We start from the raw sequence: 24,050 nt of genomic DNA, 5'->3' as shown, positions 1-24,050 counted from the left end.
TACGCAATTCCCAATCGCGTAACGCCCCACCATCCACCCTCTCCCACCGCCTCTCCGTCATCGGAGGTGGCAAATGACCAAACAACCCGAACCCACAACCATCGGCCTTACACCTGCCATCTACTGCGCGAATCAGCCGCTGTTCCATGTCACTTGCGGCGTTCCCCTCGGTGATGCGTTAGCCATGGCTTCTGATTTTCTGTTCCTCGCCAAGAAGCTTACCGAAGATGCTGCTTACGCCAGAGACACCGACCGCCACGCCTGGGCCGCGCATTATTTGACGGCGATGAGTAAGGCGGTGGTGGATGATGCGGTAAAGGTGCTTACTCGGGATCGGGATAATGAGTTGGCGAATAGGCGGGCGGAGGGAATGGCTGAGGGGTAGCAGGTAAAACCGGACTCTGTCTAGCGTTCGGAGCTGCGTATGGCAGTTGTGGGGGTGGGCTTGCTTGTGAGGATTGCGGACATTCAGCGGGTTGGTGGATGCCTTGCGTTTTTCGCGAGCGGGCTCGCTCCTACACAGGGTGGGACTCAGTTCAGGGTTTTGTGGTGGTTGGTCTGGCGCTTTCGCGGGCAAGCCCGCTCCCACAGGGGTTTTGTGTGTTGATTGGAATTTGGGATTGGCCCTGAGGATTTCGGGCTGGCGATGCTCAGCTCAGGGCGAATGCTGAGAATTCGACTACGAAACTAGAATTCGAAATAAACCAGCAGACCCTACAGGAAGTTCGAGCCATGAAACTTGTGATTATGGGCGTTCCGGAAGGCGAGGATTTCGCTTCCTATGAAAGGGAAATCCCGGTTTCTGTCGAGGATCTCAAGCCGATCATGGGGTGGGCGAAGGACGATGGCTGCGTCTATGACTATCGGCTTACAGCGGAACAAATCAACGCTATAGAACAGCTCTGCTCCCTAAAATTTCCCGCGGATCTGATGCTTTTTATTACCTGTAATGCTTGATATATATCAGGCATCGACAAGCCCTCAGGGCATTAGTCCAGGAGTGAACACCCCGCACCACACTCATCTAGACTTAATGGATAGTCGTAGGCAGAACCGAACACGTCGCTTTGGTGCAGTTCGATCAAAGGCAGCGTGGCAAGCTGCCCTTTATGCCCAGTAGAGGTGCGGCGAAGACCGTGCCGGGCACAACAAGATGCCCGCTCAGGGTGCCCTGGCCACCGGCCTGAAATTGCCACGATACCGTGACGTGGTGTGAGTGCCGCAGCCGACACTTTCGGACGACCGACAACCGCCTGGTTTGTCCGTGACCGTGAGGAATGCTGAATGCCTGATGAGATGTTGCACCTGCCGATGGTCAACAGTCTGCTGGAGCGCCACAAGGGCTCCCCCGGCGCGCTATTGCCCATTCTTCATGAGATTCAGGCGGGCATCGGTTACATCCCCGATGCCGCCATCCCCGAGATTGCCCACGCCCTCAATCAGAGTCAGGCCGAGATTCGCGGGGTGATCAGCTTCTACCATGACTTTCGTACTGCGCCTCCGGCCCGGCATATTCTGCGTCTGTGCCGGGCTGAGTCCTGCAAGAGTCGCGGCGCCGAGCAGCTCGCGGCGCAGTTGCGCGAACGTCTGCAACTGGACGACCACGGCAGTAGCGCCGATGGCAGCATCAGTTTGCGTCCGGTGTATTGCCTCGGCGCCTGCGCCTGTTCGCCAGCTCTGGAATTGGACGGTCAGGTGCACGCGCGGCTAAGCGCCGAGCGTCTGGATGCCTTGCTCGACGCTTGCCGGGAGGACGCATGATGCCGGCTTTCTATCTGCCCACTGATTCTCTTGCCCGTGCGGTGGGTGCCGATGAGGTGGCGGTGGCCCTTATCACTCAGGCCCGGGAACGCAATCTGCCCCTGGAGTTGCAGCGCACCAGTTCGCGCGGCTTGTATTGGCTGGAGCCGCTGCTGGAAGTGGACAGCCCGCAAGGCCGTATCGGCTTCGGCCCGCTGACCGCCGTCGATGTGCCATCCGTGCTCGAAGCCCTGCAAGGCGAGCCGTCCGCGCATCCACTGGCCTTGGGGCTGGTGGAGGAATTGCCGTATCTGAAGACTCAACAACGCTTGCTGTTCGCCCGCGCCGGTATTACCCGGCCGCTGTCGCTGGACGATTACCGCGCCCATGGCGGCTTTGAAGGTTTACAACGGACCGTCACCATTGGCGGCGAGCAAACCGCGACTGAGGTGTTCGACTCGGGCCTGCGTGGCCGTGGCGGCGCGGCGTTCCCCGCTGGGATCAAATGGCGCACGGTACGTGCTACCCAGGCGGCGCAGAAATACATCGTGTGCAACGCCGACGAAGGCGATTCCGGCACTTTCGCCGATCGCATGTTGATGGAAGGCGACCCCTTCCTGCTGATCGAAGGCATGGCCATTGCCGGCGTCACCGTCGGCGCCACTTATGGCTACATTTATGTGCGCTCGGAATATCCACAGGCTGTGGCCACGTTGCGCGAGGCGCTGGACATTGCCCGGTCCAACGGGTACCTCGGCGCGAATGTTGGCGGTAGCGGTCAGGTCTTCGACATGGAAGTAAGGGTCGGTGCCGGCGCTTACATCTGCGGTGAGGAAACCGCGCTGCTGGACTCGCTCGAAGGCAAGCGCGGGATCGTCCGCGCCAAGCCGCCGATCCCTGCGTTGAAGGGGCTCTTTGGCCTGCCGACCTTGGTGCACAACGTGCTGACCCTGGCCTCGGTGCCGCTGATTCTGGCCAAGGGCGCGCAGTTCTATCGCGATTACGGCATGGGCCGCTCTCTAGGCACCATGCCCTTTCAGCTGGCGGGCAATATTCGTCACGGCGGTCTGGTGGAACGGGCCTTTGGTCTGACCCTGCGCGAACTGGTGGAAGACTACGGCGGTGGTACCGCCAGTGGCCGTCCGCTGAAGGCCGCCCAGGTTGGCGGCCCTCTCGGCGCCTGGGTGCCGCCGTCGCAATTCGATACGCCGCTGGATTACGAAGCCTTCGCCGCCATCGGCGCCATGCTCGGTCACGGTGGTGTGGTGGTGGCTGACGACAGCCTGGACATGGCCCACATGGCGCGCTTCGCCATGCAATTTTGCGCCGAGGAATCCTGTGGCAAATGCACGCCATGCCGCATCGGCTCGACCCGGGGCGTGGAGGTGATCGACCGCTTGTTGGCCGCGCCTGATCAGAGCGGTCGCGATGAGCAGGTGATCATCCTCAAGGACCTGTGCGACACCCTGCAGTACGGTTCGCTGTGCGCATTGGGCGGCATGGTCTCCTTTCCGGTCGTCAGCGCCCTCAAGCACTTCCCCGCCGACTTCGGCCTGCAAGCCTCGGAGGCCGATCAATGATCACTCTCTTCGACCCGAACACCGATATCGATCTGGGCACCCCCGCCCGCGACAGCCAGGTGCAGGTCACCCTGAACATCGACGGCCGCAGCATCAGCGTGCCCGAAGGGACCTCAGTGATGCGCGCCGCCGCGCTGCTGGGCACCACCATTCCCAAACTGTGTGCCACCGACAGCCTGGAAGCCTTCGGTTCCTGCCGCATGTGCCTGGTGGAGATCGACGGCATGCGCGGTTACCCGGCGTCCTGCACCACGCCGGTCACTGAAGGCATGAGCGTGCACACCCAGACACCGAAGCTCGCCACCCTGCGCCGCAACGTCATGGAGCTGTACATCTCCGATCACCCGCTGGACTGCCTGACCTGCTCGGCCAACGGCAACTGCGAGTTGCAAACCGTCGCCGGCCAGGTCGGCCTGCGGGAAGTGCGTTATGGCTATGAAGGCGACAACCATCTGGCCGACACGAAGGACACCTCCAACCCCTACTTCGACTTCGACCCGAGCAAGTGCATCGTCTGCAACCGCTGCGTGCGCGCCTGCGAAGAAACCCAGGGCACCTTTGCCCTGACCATTACCGGGCGCGGTTTCGAATCCCGGGTGGCGGCCGCCGGTGGCGAGAACTTCCTCGACTCGGAATGCGTGTCCTGCGGCGCCTGTGTGCAAGCCTGTCCCACCGCGACCTTGATGGAAAAAAGCGTGGTCGAACTGGGTCAGCCCGAACGCAGCGTGATCACCACCTGTGCCTATTGCGGCGTGGGCTGCTCGTTCCGCGCCGAGATGAAAGGCGACCAGCTGGTACGCATGGTTCCCGACAAGAACGGTCAGGCCAACCACGGCCACTCTTGCGTCAAAGGTCGCTTTGCCTGGGGTTACGCCACCCACCCGGATCGCATCACCAAGCCGATGATCCGCCAGCACATCAACGACCCTTGGCAGGAAGTCAGCTGGGATGAAGCGGTGACCTACGCCGCCAGCGAATTCCGCCGGCTGCAACAAACATACGGTCGCGACTCGATTGGTGGCATCACCTCCAGCCGCTGCACCAACGAAGAAACCTACCTGGTGCAAAAACTGGTGCGCGCCGCGTTCGGCAACAACAACGTCGACACCTGTGCGCGGGTCTGCCACTCGCCGACGGGCTATGGCCTGAAACAAACCCTGGGCGAGTCCGCCGGCACCCAGAGCTTCGACTCGGTGATGCAGGCTGACGTGATCCTGGTGATGGGCGCCAACCCCAGCGACGCCCACCCGGTGTTCGCCTCCCAGCTCAAACGCCGCCTGCGTGAAGGCGCACGGCTGATCGTCATCGATCCACGCCGCATTGATCTGGTGGACTCGGTGCATGCCCGCGCCGAACTGCACCTGGCCCTGCGCCCGGGCACCAACGTCGCCATGCTCAACGCCCTGGCCCATGTCATCGTCACCGAAGGCCTACTCAACCAGGCCTTTATCGACGCCCGTTGCGAGGGCAGCGATTTCGCCCGCTGGAGCGAGCTTGTCAGCCGCCCGGAAAACTCGCCGGAAGCCCTTGGCCCCATCTGCGGCGTAGAACCTGCCGACATCCGTGCCGCCGCCCGTCTGTATGCCACCGGCGGCAACGCGGCGATCTACTACGGCTTGGGCGTCACCGAGCACAGCCAGGGCAGCACCGCGGTCATGGGCATCGCCAACCTGGCCATGGCCACTGGCAACATCGGCCGCGAAGGCGTGGGCGTAAACCCGCTGCGTGGGCAGAACAACGTTCAGGGCTCCTGCGACATGGGTTCCTTCCCTCACGAGCTGCCCGGTTACCGGCACATCTCCAACGAGGTGGTACGAGCACAGTTCGAACAAGCCTGGAACGTCACCCTGCAACCCGACCCGGGCCTGCGCATCCCCAACATGTTCGAGGCAGCCCTGGGCGGCAGCTTCAAGGGCTTGTATTGCCAGGGTGAAGACATCGCCCAGAGCGATCCGAATACCCAGCACGTCACCGCAGCGCTGTCGGCCATGGAATGTGTAGTGGTGCAGGACATATTCCTCAACGAAACCGCCAAGTTCGCCCATGTGTTCCTGCCGGGCAGTTCGTTCCTGGAAAAGGATGGCACTTTCACCAACGCCGAGCGGCGCATCTCCCGGGTGCGCAAGGTCATGGAGCCTTTGGGCGGCAAGGCCGACTGGGAAGGCACGGTGGCGCTGGCCAATGCCCTGGGCTACCCGATGAGCTACCAGCACCCGTCGGAAATCATGGACGAAATCGCCAGCCTGACGCCGACCTTTACTAACGTCAGCTACGCAGAACTGGAGCGCCACGGCAGCCTGCAATGGCCGTGCAACGCTGCGGCACCGGACGGCACGCCGACCATGCACATCGAGGAGTTCGTGCGCGGCAAGGGCCGCTTCATGCTTACCGGCTACGTGCCCACCGAGGAAAAGGTCAACAATCGCTACCCTCTTCTGCTGACCACCGGACGCATCCTCAGCCAGTACAACGTCGGCGCCCAGACCCGGCGTACCGAAAACGTCGCCTGGCACGACGAAGACCGCCTGGAAATCCACCCGACCGACGCCGAGAGCCGTGGTATCAACGAAGGTGACTGGGTCGGCATCGGCAGCCGCGCCGGACAGACCGTACTGCGTGCGCAAGTCACCGAACGGGTCGCCCCAGGCGTGGTGTACACCACCTTCCACTTCCCTGAATCGGGGGCGAACGTCATCACCACCGACAACTCCGACTGGGCCACCAACTGTCCGGAGTACAAGGTCACCGCCGTGGAAGTCAGCCGCGTCTACCACCCTTCCGAGTGGCAAAAACGCTACCAGGCCTTCAGCGACGAACAGGACCGTTTGCTAAAAGAACGTCGCCAGGCGCGTGGCGCTAAAGCGCAGGTGCGCCGATGAGCACTGACAACCTGATCAAAATGGTCAACCAGATCGCCCAGTACTTCGCCAGTGAACCGGACCAGCAACTGGCCGTGCTCGGCGTGCGTAATCATCTGCAGCTGTACTGGACGCCCGGCATGCGCAAGGAGTTGCTGGCCTGGCAGACAGAGCATCAGGGGGCAGAGTTGCACCCTTTGGCGCAGGCGGCGGTCAGTGGGGCGGGCTGGGAGGCGTAGGTTCACAAGACTTTGAAATTGGCCCGCTGGCTGAAAACCTGTGGGAGCGAGCTTGCTCGCGATGAGGGCAGTACATTCAGCATTAATGCTGACTGAACTGACGCTATCGCGAGCAAGCTCGCTCCCACAGGGATTGTGGGTTAAAGCAAATGCTGGGAAATCAGTTTGGAGATTTCCACCATCGACGTCCTGCCAGTGAATTCGAACTTCACCCTCCCCAACGACGAAAAATAAATCTCCAACTCGGAATCCAGGTCAAACGTCCCGGACGTTTCCACCGAATACGCCACGATGTTTTTGTACGGCAACGAGGTGAAGTCTTTCTTGCTACCCGTGAGGCCCTGCACGTTGACGGCGATGATGCGCTTGTTGGTAAACACCACCCCATCGCGCATGGACTTGTAGGCGTCGATGACGTGCTCCCCGTCCAGTAGCAGCGCAGTAACGCGTTCGGCGTATTCTTCGTTTTGCTTGAGTTTGAAGAAGCCTTTGTTATTGAAATCAATCATTTGCTATTCCCTGTTTTCCCGAATGAATATCTAAACCGGGTGCACCGGCAACACGACCAACGCTTGCAGCCCACCGATGGACCGATTGCGCAGTTTCAATTCGCCGCCATGTTCCAGCACTATGGCCCGCGCCGCCGATAATCCCAAACCAACGCCACCCGTGCTTTTGTTACGAGAGCCTTCAAGGCGGAAGAACGGTGCAAACACCTGTTCGAGGCTGGACTCGGGAATACCCGGCCCACGGTCCAGTACCTTGATCCGCACTTCCCCCGCATGGGCAATCAGCTTGACCGCCGGTTCAGTGCCGTACTTGAGCGCGTTGTCCAGCAAGTTGGTCACCACCCGCTTAAGCCCCAAAGGTCGCCCGAAATACACCATTCGCAACGAACCGCTGAAGGCAATCTCAAAACCCTGATCCCGATAATCATCCAGCAACGTTTGCAGCAATTCCGCCAAATCAAACTGAGTCGCCGGTTCAAGCCGGGCATCGTCGCGGAAGAACTCCAGCGCCGAGTTGATCATCGCCTGCATTTCATCCACGTCACGAAACAGCCGCTGCTGTTGCTCGGTATCTTCAATGAATTCCCCGCGCAAGCGCATCCGCGTCAGCGGTGCGCGCAGGTCGTGGGAAATGGCGGCGAGCATTTGCGTGCGGTCGCGGATGAAGTGTTGCAACTGGGCCTGCATGGCGTTGAACGCAAGAATGGCCTGGCGAATTTCCTGGGGGCCAAGGGGGTCGATGGGAGGGGCACGGAAGTCGACGCCAAAGCGGCGGGCACCTTCGGCGAAGTGTTGCAGAGGCGTGGCGAGGCGGCGGGTAGCGATGAGTGCGACGAGGGCTGTGGAGATCAGCGTCAGCAGGACGACAATCAGGTAACGCGGCGTTTCGTCGAGACCCCAACTGCGGGTGGGCGGGGAGAACATCAGCCATGAGGCGTCCGACAGTTCGATTAGCAGCGCGTAACGCGCGTCTGCCGAAGGCTCGGTCCAGTCGCTTGGCTCGTAGGCCTCGACGCGTCGGCTGGCGGATTTGAGCAATGGCTGCAAGATCTTCGAGCCCTCCTCGGAAATCGGGTCGTCCACGGCCGGCAGTTTGAGATCGTGTCGATCAAGGTGCCAACTGACGCTGAAACCTTCTTCACTGGCGGCTTGCGCCAACTGCCCGCGAAGGGTTGTCGGGGCGGCATCGATGAGGCGGGTGACGGTCGCGGCTTTTTCCAGCAGGCCGATTTCGATCAGCGACGGACGCGCCCACACCCCGGCGATTTGTATGAACAAGCCATTCAGCGCCAATGAAATGAGCATCGCCAGAATGATGGTCAGCGCGATCCAGCGCGCCACCGTATCCCGGCGAATCCGCTTCAGCCAGCTCATCGCCGCGTCACGCTGGGGGTGAACAGGTAACCGCCATTGCGCACGGTGCGAATCATCGCCGGGCGCTTGGTGTCGGATTCGAGTTTGCGCCGCAGGCGGCTGACCTGGACGTCGATGCTGCGATCGAATGCGTCGTGACAATGCCCGCGTGCCAGGTCCAGCAGTTGCTCACGGGTGAGGATGCGTTGCGGGTGCTCGACGAAAACCAGTAGCAAGTCGAATTCACCGGCCGAGAGCGGGATCATCACGTTGTCCGGCGAGCGCAGTTCACGGCGGGTGACGTCCAGGTTCCAGTCGGCGAAGTCGATCAGCGGCCGTGGCCGTTCCTGCGTCAGCGGACGGCGTTCGTCGACGCGGCGCAGCACGGCGCGCACTCGGGCCAGCAGTTCGCGGGCGTCGAAGGGCTTGGTCAGGTAATCGTCGGCGCCCAGTTCGAGGCCGACGACGCGGTCGCTGAGTTCGCCCATGGCGGTGAGCATGATCACCGGGATGGTGTGTCGAAACCGCAATTGCTGACACAGGATCAACCCGCTGTCGCCTGGCAGCATCACATCCAGAATGATCAAGTCTGGCGCCTGGCGCTCGATGGCCGCCCACAGCGTCGCGCCGTCGGTGGCGACGTCGACCTTGTAGCCGTGCTGCACGAAGAATTTTTTCAGCAGGTCGAGGACTTCGAGGTCGTCGTCGACGATTAAAAGGCTGTTCACCGCAGGTCACTTAAGAGCCGAATGGAGCCGCCATCTAAAACCATTCAAGGCGGCGCGTCATATATTTCAATCGTGCAATAAAACGTCGGCGACGCAATAAACCGGACATCTTTGCGCAAGGCTCGAGCCCCAGCATCACAGCGAATTCCTTCCGAGACTTGCGTCCATGTTGCCTTTCAAATGTGCTCCCTGGTTGACCCGCGCCACATCGATCGTCGCGCTGGTCGCAGGACTGGCGGGTTGCAGCAGCCAGCCGCCGACGACTGAAGTGAGTTGCGCCGACATTGCTTATTCGGTGTATGACCCGGCGGAACCGTTCAATCGCGGGGTCTTTGCGTTTAACCGGGTGGTGGATGATTACGCCCTGGCGCCGGTCGCTCGCGGTTATCGCTACTTGCCGAACTTTTTCCAGACGGGTGTGCATAACTTCGTCGAGAACTTCGGCGAGCCCAAGGTGTTTATCAATGATTTGCTGCAAGGCAACCCAAGGCGCTCGGTCAATACGCTGGGGCGTTTCGTGCTCAACACCACGATTGGCGTGGTGGGTTTGATCGACGTCTCCGGCATGGCCGGCATCCCGCGTCACGATACCGACTTTGGCCAGACCTTCGGCGTATGGGGCATCGGCAACGGACCGATCATCGAGTTGCCGTTGTTCGGCACGTCCAACAGCCGCGATGCCGCCGGGCGGGTACTGAGTTTTGTAGTCAGCCCGTTCGGCAGCAACAGCGATACCGTGGAAACACTGTCCACCCTCCAAACGGTCGGCGGCATCGTCGACGGTCGCGCCGAGGCCTTGCCGCTGACCGACAGCCTGCAAAAACTGCCGGATTATTACAGCGCGTTGCGCAACGTAGTCGCCGAGCATCGTGCCGCGTATGTGGTCGATGGCAGACAAGGCTCACCCGACACCACCAAACCTCAATGCACAGGAGCACCGGCCGATGGTTTCTGAAGGCAGCAACAACCTGATTTTGCAGCAGCGGGTGACCTGGCATGAGCCGGCCACTGTGCACTGTCGGGAAATCACTCTGCGCCTGTCGGCGGACTGTCGGCACCTGGTGCTCAGCCGCTACACCGAGCACTACGGCCCAGCGGTGGTGCGCTGGATCGAGCGCAGTCATACCGTGTCGGTGAGTGACGTTTTTCGTTGGTTGGTGGCGAATGGTGAGGTGGGCGTCGTGAAAACGGACGGTCGGTTTCGTTGACTGTGCACTTCCAGCCCGGTGCGATTCATTTAGCTGCGTTATCATCCCGCGCTAAATAGTCAACAAGAACCCGCATGTCCATGTCTTTGCCACTGCCCGACGCTGATCAATCCCTGCCACCGGTCCTCGTCGGGCCGCTCTTGCGGCGGCTGGAGCCTACACGGCTGGTGCTGTGGCTCGTAGGAACCCGGGCGTTGTCGCTGACGTTGCGCCTGCAAAACCACGACGACATTCGCCTGGATACCGGCCAATGCACCGTCATCCCGATCGGCACTCACGCGTTTATCCATTTGATCGATGTGTCGCTGCAGGCTGCCCTGCCCTGCGACACGTTGATCGAATACGACCTGCTGATTGATGACGCGATGACGGGCATCGCCGAATGGGCGCCGCATCTGCTGTATGGCGACGCACGCTGTCCGAATTTCGTCCTGCGCTCTCGGATCGATCAACTGCTGCACGGCTCCTGCCGCAAACCTCACCATCGCGCCGCCGACGGCCTGCTTTGCGTTGATCGCTTGCTGGCCTCGGAACATGAGGCGGTGGAACGCCCGGCGCTGTTGATGATGAGTGGCGATCAGGTGTACGCCGACGATGTCGCGGGTCCGATGTTGCGGGCCATCCATGCCTTGATCGAGCGGCTGGGACTGTTCGGCGAGCACCTCGAAGGCGCCGTGGTCAGCGACAGCGCCAAGCTCTACGAGCATGCGGCGAGCTACTACCATCGTGCGGATTTGTTACCGGCGCTGAAGAGCAACGAAACCCTGCGCGAGCGATTTTTCGGTGGCGCGCGTAAGCCGATTTTCACCAGCAGCAGTGCCGACAATCATCTGGTGACCTTTGCTGAAGTCATGGCCATGTACCTGCTGGTGTGGTCGCCGACGCCCTGGACGCTGATCGCACCACAACCACCGAAACTGATTCCCGAACGACGCGAGCGTTATGCATTGGAGCAGATGCGTATCGATGGCTTCAAGACCGGCCTTGGCGGGGTCGCACGAGCTTTCGCGCATTTGCCGTGTCTGATGATTTTCGACGACCACGATATTACCGATGACTGGAATCTTTCCGCGCAATGGGAGGAAACGGCCTACGGCCATCCGTTCTCCAAGCGCATCATCGGCAACGCGCTGATTGCTTACATGTTGTGTCAGGGCTGGGGCAATAATCCGGATGCGTTCGGCGCTTTGCTTGAGAAAACCGCCGGATTGATTTCGACCGGGGACGACCATTATCTCGATAGCCCGGTGCAAGACAGCCTGATTGACGAGCTGTTGAGATTTCAGCGCTGGCATTACGTGCTGCCTACCAGCCCGGCGATGGTGGTGCTCGACACCCGCACCCGGCGCTGGCGCAGTGAGATGACCCTCAAGCAGCCTTCGGGTTTGCTGGATTGGGAAGCCCTCAGCGAACTGCAACAGGAATTGCTCGATCACCCCTCGGCAATCATCGTTTCGCCGGCACCGATCTTCGGCGTCAAACTGATCGAAACGATACAGCGGGTCTTCAGCTGGTGTGGTTATCCCCTGCTGGTGGATGCCGAAAACTGGATGGCTCATCGCGGCGCGGCCCAGGTCATCCTGAACATTTTCCGACACTCGCGCACACCCGGTAACTACGTGGTGCTGTCGGGCGATGTGCATTATTCCTTCGTCTACGAAGTATTGATCCGACACCGCAAGGCCGGTCCGAGGATCTGGCAGATCACCAGCAGCGGCATCAAAAACGAATTCCCACCCGCGCTGCTCGAGTGGTTCGACCGGCTTAACCGCTGGCTCTACTCGCCGCGCTCGCCTCTCAACTGGCTGACCAAACGCCGGCGCATGCGCATTGTTCCGCATGTCCCGGAACATGCTGAAGCGGGTGAACGGCTGTGGAATTCGGCGGGGATCGGGCAGGTGTTCTTTAATGAAAAAGGACAGCCGCAGGAAATTTTTCAGCACAATTCAAACGGTTCGCCGAGGACGCGGATGGTTGCGCCTGAAAACGAAGACTGAAGGCATTCGCTCAAACTGATCGGTGTCGCTCATGAACCTCAATCGAACCCTGATCATCGGTAACTCCGGCGCCGGCAAAAGCTGGCTGGCCGAACGACTGGCCGAGCACCTGCGCATACCATGGGTCGATCTCGACTCGATTCACTGGTTGTCCGACGAACTCAGCATCCCCCGCCCCCGTGCCGAGGCGCTGGGCATGGCACGGGTGCTGGCCGGTGAAGAGCGCTGGGTGATCGAAGGCGTTTACGGCTGGATCGTCAGCGAACTCTTGCCCCGGGCAACAGCGCTGATCTGGCTGTGTCTTGATGATGACGAATGTGTCGCCAATGTTCGTCAGCGAGAGGCGCAACGGGACGAGCATGACGAGTTGTTGATTGCATTGCTGGACTGGGCCCGCAGCTATCGTACGCGCGAGGAGTCCAGTGGATTTGCCGCGCATCAGCGTCTGTTCGATGGTTTTAGCGGTTCGAAACTGCAACTCATGAACCGAGCGCAAATGACCGATTTCATCCATCCCTCATCCCACACCCGGCGCATTTGAGCACAGGATTACATCGATCACGGAAACGTCTCGAAGAATCTTCGGTGATACTCAGTACAAACGTAGATGCATCGTCTGCGTAACGCGACCACTCGTAGGTATCACCTTGTCATCCTGTACTCATTTCTGTACGTTCTTTGCATCGAGCGAGGACTACAACATGCAAACCATCAACTACACCACAGCACGTGCACACCTTGCCGAAACCATGGATCGGGTCAATGCAGACCGCGCCCCACTGTTGGTCACTCGTCAGAAAGGCGAACCCGTGGTGATGATGTCTCTGGCGGAGTACAACGCTCTCGAAGAGACTGCCTATCTGCTTCGCTCCCCTGCTAATGCTGAACGCCTGATCAAATCGATCGGCAACCTGCGGGCAGGGAAAACCAAAACCAGGCAACTCATCGAAGAATGAATATCGAGTTCACTCCTGAAGGTTGGGAAGACTATCTGTGGTTCCAACAAAACGATAAGGCAGAACTTAAGCGAATCAACCTGCTGATCAAATCAATCCAGCGCGAGCCGTTCGATGGACTCGGAAAACCTGAACCGCTCAAATTCAACTTGAGCGGCTTCTGGTCGCGCCGGATTACAGCCGAGCATCGCTTGGTCTATGGAGTCGAGGGCGGTGAAATACGTATCGTGATGTGTAGATACCACTACTGAGATAAATGTCAGGCCGCGCTCACCGCCCGACACACCCTTCTCACAATCATCTCAACTTCCCGCCCATCAATCGTCAGCGGCGGCAGCAAGCGAATGGTCTTGCCCCGTGTCACGTTGATCAGCAAACCGTGATCCCGCGCCGCGATCAGGGTCAGGTCGCGAATCGGCTGTTTGAGTTCGATGCCAATCATCAAACCCTGGCCGCGGATCTCCAGGACGTTCGGGTCGTCCGCCAATTCGATGCGCAATCTGGCGAGCAAACGTTCGCCCTGAAGTTTGGCGTTTTCCAGCAGCCCTTGTTCTTCGATGATCTCCAGCACGGTGCAACCCACGCGGCAGGCCAGTGGATTGCCGCCGAAGGTGCTGCCGTGACTGCCGGGGGTGAAGAGATCGGCGGCTTTGCCCCGGGCCAGACAGGCGCCGATGGGAATACCGTTGCCCAGGCCTTTGGCCAGGGTCATGACGTCCGGAACGATGCCTTCGTGCTGAAAAGCAAACCACTGGCCGGTGCGGCCGATGCCCGTCTGGATTTCGTCGAGCATCAGCAGCCACGCGCGCCGATTGCAGAGTTCGCGAATGGCTTTCAGGTAACCGGGCAGGGCCATTTGGACACCGCCTTCACCCTGAATCGGTTCCATCAGGATCGCCACGATGCGCGGGCCGTGGGTTTGCTGCACCTTGTCCAGCGCCTTGAGGTCGCCGAATGGCACTTTGACGAAGTCCCCCGGCAACTTGTTGAAACCCAGGCGCACGGCCGGGCCATCACTGGCGGACAAGGTGCCCAGGGTCCGGCCGTGAAAGGCGTTCTCCATGACCACCACTAGCGGTTGTTCGATGCCTTTTTGCCAGCCATATAGCCGCGCCAGTTTCAGCGCGGTTTCATTGGCTTCGGCACCGGAGTTGTTGAAGAACGCTCGCTCCATGCCCGCCAACCGCGTCAGTTTCTGCGCCAGCCGCTGTTGCCAGTCGATGCTGTAGAGGTTGGAAGTGTGCAACAGCTGGGCGGCCTGTTCGCTGATGGCTGAAACAATTTTCGGATGGGAGTGGCCGACATTGGTCACCGCCACGCCCGCCACCGCGTCCAGGTATTCACGACCGGCCTGATCCCATAGGCGCGTGCCCAGGCCCCTGCAGAAACTCAAGGCCAAGGGTTGGTAAGTGGTCATCAGGCAGGCGGCGGTCATGACATCAAGCTCCATCAATTGTCGGTGTTTTTGCAGTATGGTTAGCCACCTGAGCTAGATAAACGCCGCAATACTTCAATCATTTTAAAGCTGAGCTTGATAATGGATCTATTCCAGGCAATGACCGTTTACGTCAAAGTGGTGGAAACCGGCAGCATGACCGCCGCCGCCTTCCAGTGCGAAATATCCACGACCATGGTCGGCAATCACCTACGGGCGCTGGAGCAACGTCTGGGCGTGCGCTTGCTCAACCGCACGACGCGGCGCCAGCGGTTGACGGAATTCGGCACGGCTTACTATCAACGCTGCCTCGAAGTCCTGGGGTTGGTGGCTGACTCCGAGCGCTTGGCCGAGCAGGCCCTCGACGAGCCGAGCGGCACCTTGCGCATCACCGCACCGCTGACGTTCGGCAGCGAAAAACTGGCACCCGCCCTGAGTGAATTCGCCCTGCTGTGTCCACGCGTCAAGTTGGATGTGGTCCTCACCAATCGCCGTCCTGACCTGCTCGAAAACGGTTTCGACGTGGCGTTTCGCCTGGGCAATACCGTGGAGACCCACCTGATCGCCCGTCCACTCCTCGACTACACCCTGACCATGTGTGCATCACCGGAGTATTTGGCGCGCAAAGGCACACCTGAGAAACCTGATGAGCTGCAACACCACGACTGTCTGTCCTTTGCCTATCCGGCCGGGGATGATTGGCAGTCGGTGGAAAAACATTGGCGCCTGACCGGTCCCGAAGGCGAAGTGGCGGTAGCGGTCAATGGACCGATGTTGATCAACAGTTCGGCAGGGCTGCATCAAGCGGCGCGCACCGGTATGGGCATCGTGGTGTTGCCTGATGCGTTGATGGAGCAAGATCTCAAGGACGGAAAACTGGTGGCATTGATGCAGGATTACCTGCCGCCGAGCCGACCGATGAACCTGATGTATGCCCAGGATCGCTACCGTTTGCCAAAACTGCGTAGTTTCGTCGACTTTGCGTTGCAGAGATGGGGCAAGCACTAGCCGAGCGAATACGCCGTGCACTAATCTGGCGGGTCACTTTGATATCGGACGGCAGGGAGAGCGGAGATGGGTGAGGCGTCGAATATCGAGCCGTTGAAGTTCAATCTGTCAGATTTGAACGAAGACATGCTGCACACCATTCTGGAACTGGTCAGCGATGGCATCTGGGACTGGAACGCCAACACAGGGTTCGTCTATCGCAACCCCGGGTGGTACGAGATGCTCGGCTACGCGCCTCATTCCCTGGATAACAACGTGTTGACTTGGGAAAACGTGATCCATCCTGACGATTACCTGCAGGTTATGGCGTTGTTCGATGACTACCTGAGTCAGCGAGCGCCCGGCTATCAGGCCGAGTATCGCTGCCGCATGCAGGATGGCAGCTATACCTGGATCGAAGACCGTGGCTACGTATTGGCGCGCAATGCCGACGGCTCGGTGGCGCGGATGGTCGGCGCACACCGCAGCATCGAAGACAAGAAGCGCCTGTTCGAAGCGCTTGAACGTCGTAACCAATCCCTTGAAGCGATCGTTGAAGAGCGTACTCGGGAGCTTTCCAGGGTCAATCTGCAGCTGCAAATTCAACTCGAAGAAAACCGTAAACTGGCAGAAACCGACGCACTGACATCGATCGCCAACCGCTATCGCCTGGAAAAAGCCCTGCCCCAGGAATGCGACCGCGCCCAACGCTTTCGACAGCCACTGTCGCTGATTGCCATGGACCTCGACGACTTCAAATGCATCAACGATCACTATGGCCATGCGCTGGGTGATGCGGCATTGGTGCAAGTGGTCGAGAGCGTGAAGCACTGCGTGCGTGAAGGCGATCTGCTCGCGCGTTGGGGCGGTGACGAGTTGATCATGATCCTTCCCAATACACCACTCGCCGACGCCCGGACCCTCGCCGAGAAAATCCGCCACGGCCTTGCAGGCTTGCTGCCGATCGGGGACTTTCAAGTGACCATGAGTTTTGGCGTGGTTCAGCGCTTTGAAGAAGAACAACAGACCGGGCTGCTGGCCAGGGCCGATCAAGCGCTGTACCGGTCGAAGATAGCGGGCAAGAATGTGATTTCTGGGTAAGGGCTATGCCCTTCACTTCTCACATCCGCGCCTTCACCAAAACCGGTTTCTCCTGATACCGATTCGGATACAGCTGCTTTAACTGCGCGACCTTCGGTAGATCGTTGATCACGATGTAGGGATAGGTCGGATGCTCGGTCAGAAAATCCTGATGTTCCTCCTCCGCCGGGTAGAAACCGTTGTAGGTTTCCAGCTTGGTGACAATGGGCTTGTTGAACGAATGGGCGGCGTCGAGCTGGGCGATGTAGGCCTGAGCGATACGTTGCTGTTCGCTGTTTCCTGGGAAAAGTGCCGAGCGATACTGAGTGCCGCTGTCAGGTCCCTGACGGTTGAGTTCGGTAGGGTTGTGAGCCACCGAGAAGTAGATTTGCAGCAAGGTGCCATAGCTGACCTGACGGGGGTCGAAGGTGACTTCGACGGATTCCGCATGACCCGTATCGCCCTCGCTGACCCGTTCGTACTGAGCGGTGTTGGCTGCACCGCCGGCGTAACCGGAGACAGCTTTCGTCACCCCTTTGACATGCTGGAACACGCCTTGGACACCCCAGAAGCAACCGCCGGCGAAGACTGCGGTTTCGCTGTGGGCCTGGGTGGTTCCGTCGAGGCTGGGTGGAGGAATGATGACCGCCTCTTCGGCACCGAAAGAGAACGCTGAGTAGTGGCCGATGACACCGGCAACGGCCAGGCCCAACAGGGCGCGGCGCCAGGTGAATAGGGTTTTCATGAGGCTGACTCCTGAATAAATGGAATGACGATCAACCGAACGTAAACGCGAAAAGGTGTGCCCATGGATCAAGCCGCCTGCGGCTCGAACGTCATCGCCAGGCCGTTCATGCAGTAGCGCAAACCGGTGGGTTTGGGCCCGTCATCGAAGACATGGCCCAGATGACCGCCACAACGCCGACAGTGGACTTCTTCACGCAGCACTCCGAAGGAGCGGTCCTGACGAGTGGCCACAGCCTTGTCCAGCGGTGCCCAGAAACTTGGCCAGCCGGTGCGGCTTTCGAACTTGGTCGCGGAAGAAAACAACGGCAGTTCGCAACCGGCACAAGCAAAAGTCCCTTCACGGTGCTCGTTGTTCAGCGGGCTGCTGTAGGCCCGCTCGGTGCCCTCTTCGCGCAGGATGTCGTACTGCTCGGCGCTGAGCATGGCGCGCCATTCGCTGTCGCTGTGAGTCACCTCGAACACCTCCGTCGCACTGGCGTCACTGACCAGCGCAGAGTTTGCGGAAAATTTTGGCAATACACCGATGACCAGGGCTGCAGCGCCTAGCCCGCCGCCTGCTACGAGAAACTGTCGCCGTGAAAACATGGTCGTCTCCGAAAAATCCAGGTGCCTGACATGGAACACAGCCTAGGCTTGGGTTGATCGCCAAATCCTCACGAGAAGTTAAACAATTCGTGATAACTCCGGCCCCGGAAAACCCGCACAATGCGCTCATTGCGCCGAAGGATTGAGCTTGATGGAACAGACCAAACGCGTCCTCGTGGTCGAGGACGACCTGCACATCGCCGACCTGATCTGCCTGCATCTACGCGATGAGCAGTTCGAGGTGGTGCACTGCGCCGATGGCGATGAAGGCATGCGACTGCTGCAGCAAGGAAGCTGGGACGCACTGATCCTCGACCTGATGCTGCCCGGCGTCGACGGCCTGGAAATCTGCCGCCGCGCCCGCGCCATGGCCCGCTACACACCGATCATCATTACCAGTGCGCGCTCCAGCGAAGTGCATCGAATTCTCGGGCTCGAACTCGGCGCCGACGATTACCTGGCCAAACCCTTTTCCATGCTCGAACTGGTGGCCCGGGTCAAAGCGCTGTTGCGACGGGTCGACGCCATGGCCCGCAACCTGAAAATGGACGCCGGCAGCCTGATCATGGACGGCCTCTCCATCGACCCGATCACGCGCGATGTGTCCCTTGACGGGCGCCGCCTCGACCTCACGCCACGGGAGTTCGACCTGTTGTATTTCTTCGCCCGTCAGCCCGGCAAAGTGTTCTCGCGCATGGACCTGCTCAATGCGGTCTGGGGCTACAGCCATGAAGGCTACGAGCACACGGTCAACACACACATCAACCGCCTGCGGGCAAAGATTGAAGCGGATCCGGCACAACCGGTGCGCATCCTCACGGTGTGGGGACGAGGCTACAAATTCGTGGCCAAGGAGGAGCAGCCGTGAGACTGACCCTGACTCAGCGCCTGTCTCTGGTTTTCGCCGCGTTGCTGCTGGTGTGCTGCGGCACGTCGGCATGGCTGCAGGTGCGCGCCAACCAGATGCATGAGCTGGAAGTGGTGCAAGGGCTGTCGCGGGATCTGGCCCAGCATATTGCCCATGACACCGTATTAATGGACACAAAAGGCCTGATGCCTGACGCCGTGCGCGACCTGTTCAGCCAGCTGATGCTGGTCAACCCCAGTGTCGAGGTGTACTTGCTCGACACCGAGGGCAAGATTGTCGGCAGTGCTGCGCCCGAGGGTCGGATACGCCGGGAGCGGGTCGACCTGGCGCCGATCCAGCGAATGCTCAAGGGCGATGCCCTGCCGATTCTCGGCGACGATCCGCGCAGCGTCGATGGCCGCAAAGTGTTCAGCGCCGCGCCATTACAGGTCAGCGGCAAACCGGCGGGCTATCTCTATGTGGTGCTGCTCAGCGAAGAGCACGACCGCTTCGCCGAACGCGGCGCCACCAGCGCCGCCCTGAATACGGCGCTGTTGTCCATCGGGCTGGTGGCGTTGCTGTGCCTGATTGCCGGTCTCACGGCATTCACCCTCATCACCCGCCCTTTGCGCCGTTTGACCGAAACCGTCAGCCAGTTCGACATTGATGGCGCTCCGGCAACACTGCCTACATCCGTCCCGGTGGAAAAAGCCGCCAGCCACGATGAAATTGCCATACTCGACGCGGCCTTCCGGCAGATGCAATCGCGCCTCGGTGAACAATGGCGTTCGTTGACCCGCCAGGATCAGGAGCGCCGCGAACTGGTGGCAAACATCTCCCACGACCTGCGCACGCCTCTGGCCTCGCTGCACGGTTACCTGGAAACCTTGTCGCTCAAGGACGCCACGTTGTCCCCCGCCGACCGCCGCCGTTACCTGGGCATCGCGCTGGATCAAAGCCGCAAGGTGGGTGGTCTGGCGCAATCGCTGCTGGAACTGGTACGACTGGAACATGGCTTTGTGCAACCGGTGATGGAGCGCTTCTCGCTGACCGATCTGGTGCAGGACATCTTCCAGAAATTCGAACTGACGGCCGAGGCGCGCCAGGTTGAACTCAAGGCCACCTTCGCACCCAACGTTTCGGCCGCCTTCGCCGACCTTGGATTGATCGAGCGGGTGTTGACCAACCTGGTCGACAACGCCCTGCGCCATACACCCCGAGGGGGAGAAATCGAACTTGGCCTGCGCCCTCAAGAGTCTTTTATCGAAGTCACTGTCAGCGACACCGGTCCCGGCATTGCCGCCGAATTGCGCGAAGGTCTATTCCTGCGCCCGTTCAACATTGGTGGCGCACGGCGTGATGGCGGACTGGGGTTGCGGATCGTGCATCGGATCCTGCAATTGCACGGCCGCGAGATCCAGCTGATTGATGTTCCCGGACGCGGCGCGACCTTTCGCTTTTCGTTGGCGGTGGATCAGCAAACAGCCGAGCAATGGGCGGTTCGGTCGATGAATCTGGATACGCCGGGGAAATAGTCAAAAGCCGCAATGCCAAAAATGATGACCAGCCGCCTGTTCATCCGTGACAACGCCGCCTCGGTCCAATAGATTAGGCGGCCTGAAAAGGCCTTGTGCTTTCTCGCCTCAACCCAAGTTAAAAGAAGTAGTGAAATTTCAATGTCCGATTCCAATACCGCTGAATCCGTAATCATCTTGTCGTCCAAAGCGGAATACGAAAACTCCATCAATCTTTCACAGCACGTGCCCCAGGCCAAGACCATCAGCGAGATGGTTCTGGACGCTTTCCAATCCACCCGGGAAAGCGACCAGATCCGCGAACTGCGCGCCGCGATTCGCCAGGCTCACGACAGCTTCGACGACGATAAAGCCTACGAATTGATGGGCGAACTCAAGCAACTCAAGGACGCTGAGACTGCCGACATTGCAGCCCTGGAAGACTTGAGCAGCAAATTCCCGATCAGCCGGATTCTCTCCAGCTTCAAGGACGATCCGGCGTTTCAGGAATTGGTCTACGGCCTCGCACTGAAGGTGCTGAACCAGACCCACCAAGCCATCAGCAACCCGACCAGTAGCAAAAGCAAGGCTGCTCGCGCCAAGAAAGATGTCGAAGTGTTCACCATCAGCAAAGATGGCATCAGCGTCACGCTGGCGCTGCGCACCCCGCGTTCGCGACTGAACGTTGACCGTGAAGCGCTGGAGTTCCTGGGCTTCACCTTCGTTGGCGAAGGCGAAGAAGCGGAGTTGGAAAGCGAGACCTTCCTGGATAATGCCGGGGCCGAACAAGCGGTTAACCGCAAGAACATCATCACCGCGCTTCAGCAGCAAACCGCGTTCGATGGCTACAGCATCGCCGCGCAGTAACACACGCCATCAATGACTGAAAAGCCCCGCACTGAGATTCAGCGCGGGGCTTTCCATTGCCTGCAGGTTCATCGTTAAAGCGTTGATGGCCGTATCGCCACGATCATGTCAACTTCAATGGCTGCGTTTTTCGGCAGTTGAAAAACGCCGATCGTGGTTCGTGTATGTTTACCAGCATCGCCCAGTACATGACTGAAAACGTCCGACGCACCGTTGGCCACTTCGCTCAAATCGACAAAATCCTCGGTGGACTTTACGTAAACCGTGACGCGCAATAGCGACTTGATCTTGTCCAGCGAACCGATGGAATCAACAATCAATGCCAGACCGCGCAACGCACTGATGCTGGCAGCGCTCTGTGCATCCGCCAGCGTCAGATCCAGGCCTACCCTGCCCTGATACTGAACTTCACCATTCATCCGCGGCACCAGACCGCTGATGTAAAGCTCATCGTGATGCCGCACCAACGGCGCGTAATGCCCGCCGACCGTATTCTCGCCGTAGATATCGTAGCCGAGCTCTTTTGCCAGCGCGATGAATCGTTCATCGCAGGTCATGTATTCAGTCATCTCTCCTCCTCGATCAAATTGGATCCGTTTTTTTGACAGATTAGCCCAAAGATCTCGACTCGGGGGCTCGCCTATGAAAATCAGCTGGGATCAAATTGATGTCCCTTAGATTCGAAAACGATTGAACTGACGAGCGAACACCTGAATGCCCCGCTTTCGAAAGAAGCGCGGGGCTTTTTTGTTCAAGCGCGGTTGTTACCCGGTGCGTCGAGCACCTTCGCCACATCATCGATCAGGTGGTTTCACGCCAGGGGTCGGCACCCAGGTGCGGGAGCGGTTTTTCCGATTGCTCGACAGCTGAGCAAATCGGGAACGATCAATAAAAAGCCCCGCTCTTCTCTCGAAGGCGGGGCTTTTCTTTGCAGCCTCTAAACCTTAAGGCGCGTAAGTCAGTAACAACTCACTCGGCACTTTAAAGTCCAACGACATCATCACGCTCAACGCGGTAATGGTGAAGATCGAGAACACGAACAGCTTGCGTGCCCAGACCGTGTCATCCACTGCCTTGTAACCGGTCCAGGCCATGTACAACCAGTACATGCCCATGGCCGCGGCGACGGCGAGGTAGCTCATGCCGGCGTAGCCGCTGAAGGTCAGCATCAAGGTCGCCACGAGGAACGCCAGGATGTAGAGCAGGATGTGCTTCTTGGCCACTTGAATGCCGCGCTTCACTGGCAACACCGGAATCGATGCGGCCAGGTAATCGTTGAAGCGAAAGATCGCGATGGCGTAGGAATGCGGCATCTGCCACAGGCTGAACATCACCAGCAACGTCAGTGCGGCCATGTCGAAGCTGTTCGTCACCGCCACGTAGCCAATCACCGGCGGCATGGCGCCCGACAGACTGCCCACCAGCGTGCCGTGAACCGACTTGCGCTTGAGGTACAGGCTGTAGAAGCCGACGTAGATGACAAAGCCGATCACCGCGAACAAAGCGGCCAACGGATTGGCCACTTTGTACAACAAAGCAACGCCGAAAACACCCAGGACGGTCGCAAAAGCCAGGGCCAGTTTCAGGGAGATCAAGCCCTGGACCAGCGCCCGGTTCTTGGTGCGTTCCATCTTCAGGTCGATGTCGCGGTCGATGCAGTTGTTGAACACGCAACCGGAAGCCACCACCAGCGACGTGCCGATCATCGCGGCCAGGAAAATGGCCAGATCGACATGCCCTTTCGAGGCCAGGAAAAATCCGCCTGCCACTGAAAGCACGTTACCGAAAATGATCCCCGGTTTGGTGATTTGGATAAAGTGCTTAAAGGACATCCGGAGTTTCCTCAGTGCGCCATCATGTTGGAGTGGATGCTGAACATGATCCACAGCGACAGGCCTACCAACAGAACGATTACCAGGGCTGCGAAGACAAACGCGATCACGTTGTTACGCTGAGCAGCCGAGCGGTCCAGGTGGAGGAAGTACACCAGGTGCACAAGCACCTGGATCACTGCGAAGGCCAGTACGATCCACAGGGTCATGGCTTTGGGCAGCGACGGGTACATCACCAGGCCGAAAGGAATGACCGTCAGGATCACCGACAGGATGAAACCGATGGCGTAGGACTTGACGCTGCCATGGTTGGCTTCGTGGTCATTGTGGCCATCATGTGAGTGAGCTGCGTTAGCCATTTACATAGTCCCCATCAGATAAACAACGGTGAATACGCAGATCCACACTACGTCCAGGAAGTGCCAGAACAGGCTCAGGCAGCTCAGACGAGTCTTGTTGGTCGCCGTCAGGCCGTTTTTCTGCACCTGATACATCATGATCGCCATCCAGATCAGACCGCTGGTCACGTGCAGACCGTGGGTGCCGACCAAGGTGAAGAACCCGGACAGGAAGCCGCTGCGGCTAGGGCCGTAGCCTTCGGCGATCAGGATGTGAAACTCGTTGATCTCCATGGCGATGAAGCCGGCGCCCAACAGGAACGTCATGCCCAGCCAGCCCAGCACCTGAGTCTTCTTGCCCTTGAACAACGCCAGCATGGCGAAGCCGTAGGTGATCGAGCTGAACAGCAGCAGAGCGGTTTCGCCCAGTACGTATGGCAGCTCGAAGATGTCGGCGCCCGATGGGCCGCCCGCTACGTTGTTAACCAGTACCGCGTACACCGCGAAGATCGACGCAAACAGAATGCAGTCGGTCATCAGGTAGAGCCAGAAACCGAAGACGGTCATCTCGCCCGAGTCGTGGTGATGGTCGTCGTGCCCATGGTCCGTGCCATGGGCGTGTCCAGCAGTGGTCACTAAGTTCGACATGG

27 protein-coding genes are annotated in these 24,050 nt (G+C 59.5%); 17 read left to right on the top strand and 10 right to left on the bottom strand.

The window, feature by feature from the left end; translation table 11 throughout:
* The first annotated feature begins 73 nt into the window (after positions 1-73).
* From ACYZTR_RS06030 to ACYZTR_RS06005, 6 genes are all read left to right on the top strand, one after another.
* On the top strand, positions 74-385 hold the full coding sequence (locus ACYZTR_RS06030) for a DUF3077 domain-containing protein (RefSeq protein WP_461977248.1): 312 nt from the start codon (positions 74-76) through the stop codon (positions 383-385).
* Positions 386-732: 347 nt separating this feature from the next.
* Positions 733-957, top strand: coding sequence for a DUF7683 domain-containing protein (locus ACYZTR_RS06025; protein WP_461977246.1), 225 nt, complete (start codon positions 733-735; stop codon positions 955-957).
* A 327-nt stretch (positions 958-1,284) separates the two neighbouring features.
* Positions 1,285-1,761, top strand: coding sequence for a formate dehydrogenase subunit gamma (locus tag ACYZTR_RS06020; RefSeq protein WP_461977244.1), 477 nt, complete (start codon positions 1,285-1,287; stop codon positions 1,759-1,761).
* Positions 1,758-3,320 carry a formate dehydrogenase beta subunit gene (locus ACYZTR_RS06015; protein WP_461977242.1) on the top strand — a complete coding sequence of 521 codons (1,563 nt, stop codon included), beginning with the start codon at positions 1,758-1,760 and terminating at the stop codon, positions 3,318-3,320. The genes ACYZTR_RS06020 and ACYZTR_RS06015 overlap by 4 nt, the downstream gene beginning before the upstream one ends.
* The gene (gene fdhF, locus ACYZTR_RS06010; protein WP_461977241.1) at positions 3,317-6,199 is read left to right on the top strand and encodes a formate dehydrogenase subunit alpha; all 2,883 of its coding nucleotides are present in this window, start codon (positions 3,317-3,319) and stop codon (positions 6,197-6,199) included. The genes ACYZTR_RS06015 and fdhF overlap by 4 nt, the downstream gene beginning before the upstream one ends.
* Positions 6,196-6,417, top strand: coding sequence for a formate dehydrogenase subunit delta (locus ACYZTR_RS06005; RefSeq protein WP_461977239.1), 222 nt, complete (start codon positions 6,196-6,198; stop codon positions 6,415-6,417). Before fdhF ends, ACYZTR_RS06005 begins: the two co-directional genes overlap by 4 nt.
* Positions 6,418-6,557: 140 nt before the next feature.
* Here the strand turns inward: ACYZTR_RS06005 and ACYZTR_RS06000 are convergent, their stop codons facing one another.
* The 3 genes from ACYZTR_RS06000 to ACYZTR_RS05990 are packed head-to-tail and all read right to left on the bottom strand — an operon-like array spanning position 6,558 to position 9,007.
* The gene (locus ACYZTR_RS06000) at positions 6,558-6,926 is read right to left on the bottom strand and encodes a PH domain-containing protein (RefSeq protein WP_461977237.1); all 369 of its coding nucleotides are present in this window, start codon (positions 6,924-6,926) and stop codon (positions 6,558-6,560) included.
* Between the two features lie 30 nt (positions 6,927-6,956).
* Positions 6,957-8,300: a sensor histidine kinase gene (locus ACYZTR_RS05995; protein WP_461977235.1), complete on the bottom strand. Its 1,344-nt coding sequence runs from the start codon at positions 8,298-8,300 to the stop codon at positions 6,957-6,959.
* Complete coding sequence (locus ACYZTR_RS05990; protein ID WP_461977233.1) at positions 8,297-9,007, bottom strand: response regulator; 711 nt, start codon at positions 9,005-9,007, stop codon at positions 8,297-8,299. The genes ACYZTR_RS05995 and ACYZTR_RS05990 overlap by 4 nt, the downstream gene beginning before the upstream one ends.
* A 166-nt stretch (positions 9,008-9,173) precedes the next feature.
* Between ACYZTR_RS05990 and ACYZTR_RS05985 the strand changes: the two genes are divergently transcribed.
* From ACYZTR_RS05985 to ACYZTR_RS05960, 6 genes are all read left to right on the top strand, one after another.
* Positions 9,174-9,962 (top strand): MlaA family lipoprotein, encoded by a 789-nt coding sequence (locus ACYZTR_RS05985; RefSeq protein ID WP_461977231.1) that lies wholly within the window; start codon positions 9,174-9,176, stop codon positions 9,960-9,962.
* Positions 9,952-10,215: a hypothetical protein gene (locus ACYZTR_RS05980; RefSeq protein ID WP_461977229.1), complete on the top strand. Its 264-nt coding sequence runs from the start codon at positions 9,952-9,954 to the stop codon at positions 10,213-10,215. The genes ACYZTR_RS05985 and ACYZTR_RS05980 overlap by 11 nt, the downstream gene beginning before the upstream one ends.
* A 74-nt stretch (positions 10,216-10,289) precedes the next feature.
* Entirely contained in the window at positions 10,290-12,212 is a 1,923-nt protein-coding gene (locus ACYZTR_RS05975; RefSeq protein ID WP_461977227.1) for an alkaline phosphatase D family protein, read from the top strand.
* Positions 12,213-12,243: 31 nt separating this feature from the next.
* Positions 12,244-12,753: a P-loop NTPase family protein gene (locus ACYZTR_RS05970; protein WP_461977225.1), complete on the top strand. Its 510-nt coding sequence runs from the start codon at positions 12,244-12,246 to the stop codon at positions 12,751-12,753.
* Between the two features lie 160 nt (positions 12,754-12,913).
* Positions 12,914-13,168 (top strand): type II toxin-antitoxin system prevent-host-death family antitoxin, encoded by a 255-nt coding sequence (locus ACYZTR_RS05965; RefSeq protein ID WP_461977223.1) that lies wholly within the window; start codon positions 12,914-12,916, stop codon positions 13,166-13,168.
* Complete coding sequence (locus ACYZTR_RS05960) at positions 13,165-13,419, top strand: Txe/YoeB family addiction module toxin (RefSeq protein ID WP_461977221.1); 255 nt, start codon at positions 13,165-13,167, stop codon at positions 13,417-13,419. The genes ACYZTR_RS05965 and ACYZTR_RS05960 overlap by 4 nt, the downstream gene beginning before the upstream one ends.
* An 8-nt stretch (positions 13,420-13,427) precedes the next feature.
* Here ACYZTR_RS05960 and ACYZTR_RS05955 read toward each other — a convergent pair whose 3' ends face one another.
* Positions 13,428-14,603, bottom strand: a complete 1,176-nt coding sequence (locus ACYZTR_RS05955; protein WP_461977219.1) for an acetylornithine/succinylornithine family transaminase — start codon at positions 14,601-14,603, stop codon at positions 13,428-13,430.
* Between the two features lie 102 nt (positions 14,604-14,705).
* Here ACYZTR_RS05955 and ACYZTR_RS05950 point away from each other — a divergent pair, with 102 nt between their 5' ends.
* Both ACYZTR_RS05950 and ACYZTR_RS05945 read left to right on the top strand, forming a co-directional pair.
* Entirely contained in the window at positions 14,706-15,611 is a 906-nt protein-coding gene (locus tag ACYZTR_RS05950) for a LysR family transcriptional regulator (RefSeq protein WP_461977217.1), read from the top strand.
* 66 nt (positions 15,612-15,677) lie between these two features.
* Positions 15,678-16,691 carry a sensor domain-containing diguanylate cyclase gene (locus ACYZTR_RS05945; protein WP_461977215.1) on the top strand — a complete coding sequence of 338 codons (1,014 nt, stop codon included), beginning with the start codon at positions 15,678-15,680 and terminating at the stop codon, positions 16,689-16,691.
* Positions 16,692-16,710: 19 nt separating this feature from the next.
* On the opposite strand, the gene msrA is transcribed toward ACYZTR_RS05945, so the two are convergent.
* Complete coding sequence (gene msrA, locus ACYZTR_RS05940) at positions 16,711-17,415, bottom strand: peptide-methionine (S)-S-oxide reductase MsrA (protein WP_461977213.1); 705 nt, start codon at positions 17,413-17,415, stop codon at positions 16,711-16,713.
* 68 nt (positions 17,416-17,483) lie between these two features.
* Positions 17,484-18,002 (bottom strand): peptide-methionine (R)-S-oxide reductase MsrB, encoded by a 519-nt coding sequence (gene msrB / locus ACYZTR_RS05935; protein ID WP_461977211.1) that lies wholly within the window; start codon positions 18,000-18,002, stop codon positions 17,484-17,486.
* 151 nt (positions 18,003-18,153) lie between these two features.
* Here msrB and ACYZTR_RS05930 point away from each other — a divergent pair, with 151 nt between their 5' ends.
* From ACYZTR_RS05930 to ACYZTR_RS05920, 3 genes are all read left to right on the top strand, one after another.
* Positions 18,154-18,870, top strand: coding sequence for a response regulator transcription factor (locus ACYZTR_RS05930; protein WP_461977209.1), 717 nt, complete (start codon positions 18,154-18,156; stop codon positions 18,868-18,870).
* Positions 18,867-20,384, top strand: a complete 1,518-nt coding sequence (locus ACYZTR_RS05925; protein ID WP_461977207.1) for a sensor histidine kinase — start codon at positions 18,867-18,869, stop codon at positions 20,382-20,384. The genes ACYZTR_RS05930 and ACYZTR_RS05925 overlap by 4 nt, the downstream gene beginning before the upstream one ends.
* Positions 20,385-20,525: 141 nt before the next feature.
* The gene (locus tag ACYZTR_RS05920) at positions 20,526-21,230 is read left to right on the top strand and encodes a hypothetical protein (RefSeq protein ID WP_461977205.1); all 705 of its coding nucleotides are present in this window, start codon (positions 20,526-20,528) and stop codon (positions 21,228-21,230) included.
* A gap of 74 nt (positions 21,231-21,304) precedes the next feature.
* Here ACYZTR_RS05920 and ACYZTR_RS05915 read toward each other — a convergent pair whose 3' ends face one another.
* From ACYZTR_RS05915 to ACYZTR_RS05900, 4 genes are all read right to left on the bottom strand, one after another.
* Positions 21,305-21,799, bottom strand: coding sequence for a RidA family protein (locus ACYZTR_RS05915; protein WP_461977203.1), 495 nt, complete (start codon positions 21,797-21,799; stop codon positions 21,305-21,307).
* A gap of 375 nt (positions 21,800-22,174) precedes the next feature.
* The gene (gene cyoE, locus ACYZTR_RS05910; protein WP_095132943.1) at positions 22,175-23,062 is read right to left on the bottom strand and encodes a heme o synthase; all 888 of its coding nucleotides are present in this window, start codon (positions 23,060-23,062) and stop codon (positions 22,175-22,177) included.
* 11 nt (positions 23,063-23,073) lie between these two features.
* On the bottom strand, positions 23,074-23,421 hold the full coding sequence (cyoD, locus tag ACYZTR_RS05905) for a cytochrome o ubiquinol oxidase subunit IV (RefSeq protein ID WP_461977201.1): 348 nt from the start codon (positions 23,419-23,421) through the stop codon (positions 23,074-23,076).
* Positions 23,422-24,048, bottom strand: coding sequence for a cytochrome o ubiquinol oxidase subunit III (locus tag ACYZTR_RS05900; protein ID WP_461977199.1), 627 nt, complete (start codon positions 24,046-24,048; stop codon positions 23,422-23,424).
* Positions 24,049-24,050 lie beyond the last annotated feature (2 nt).

It is taken from the genome of Pseudomonas sp. Hz4, assembly GCF_054898165.1.
Note: the sequence above shows the minus strand (reverse complement) of the source record. Positions and strands in the feature narration are given on the sequence as shown.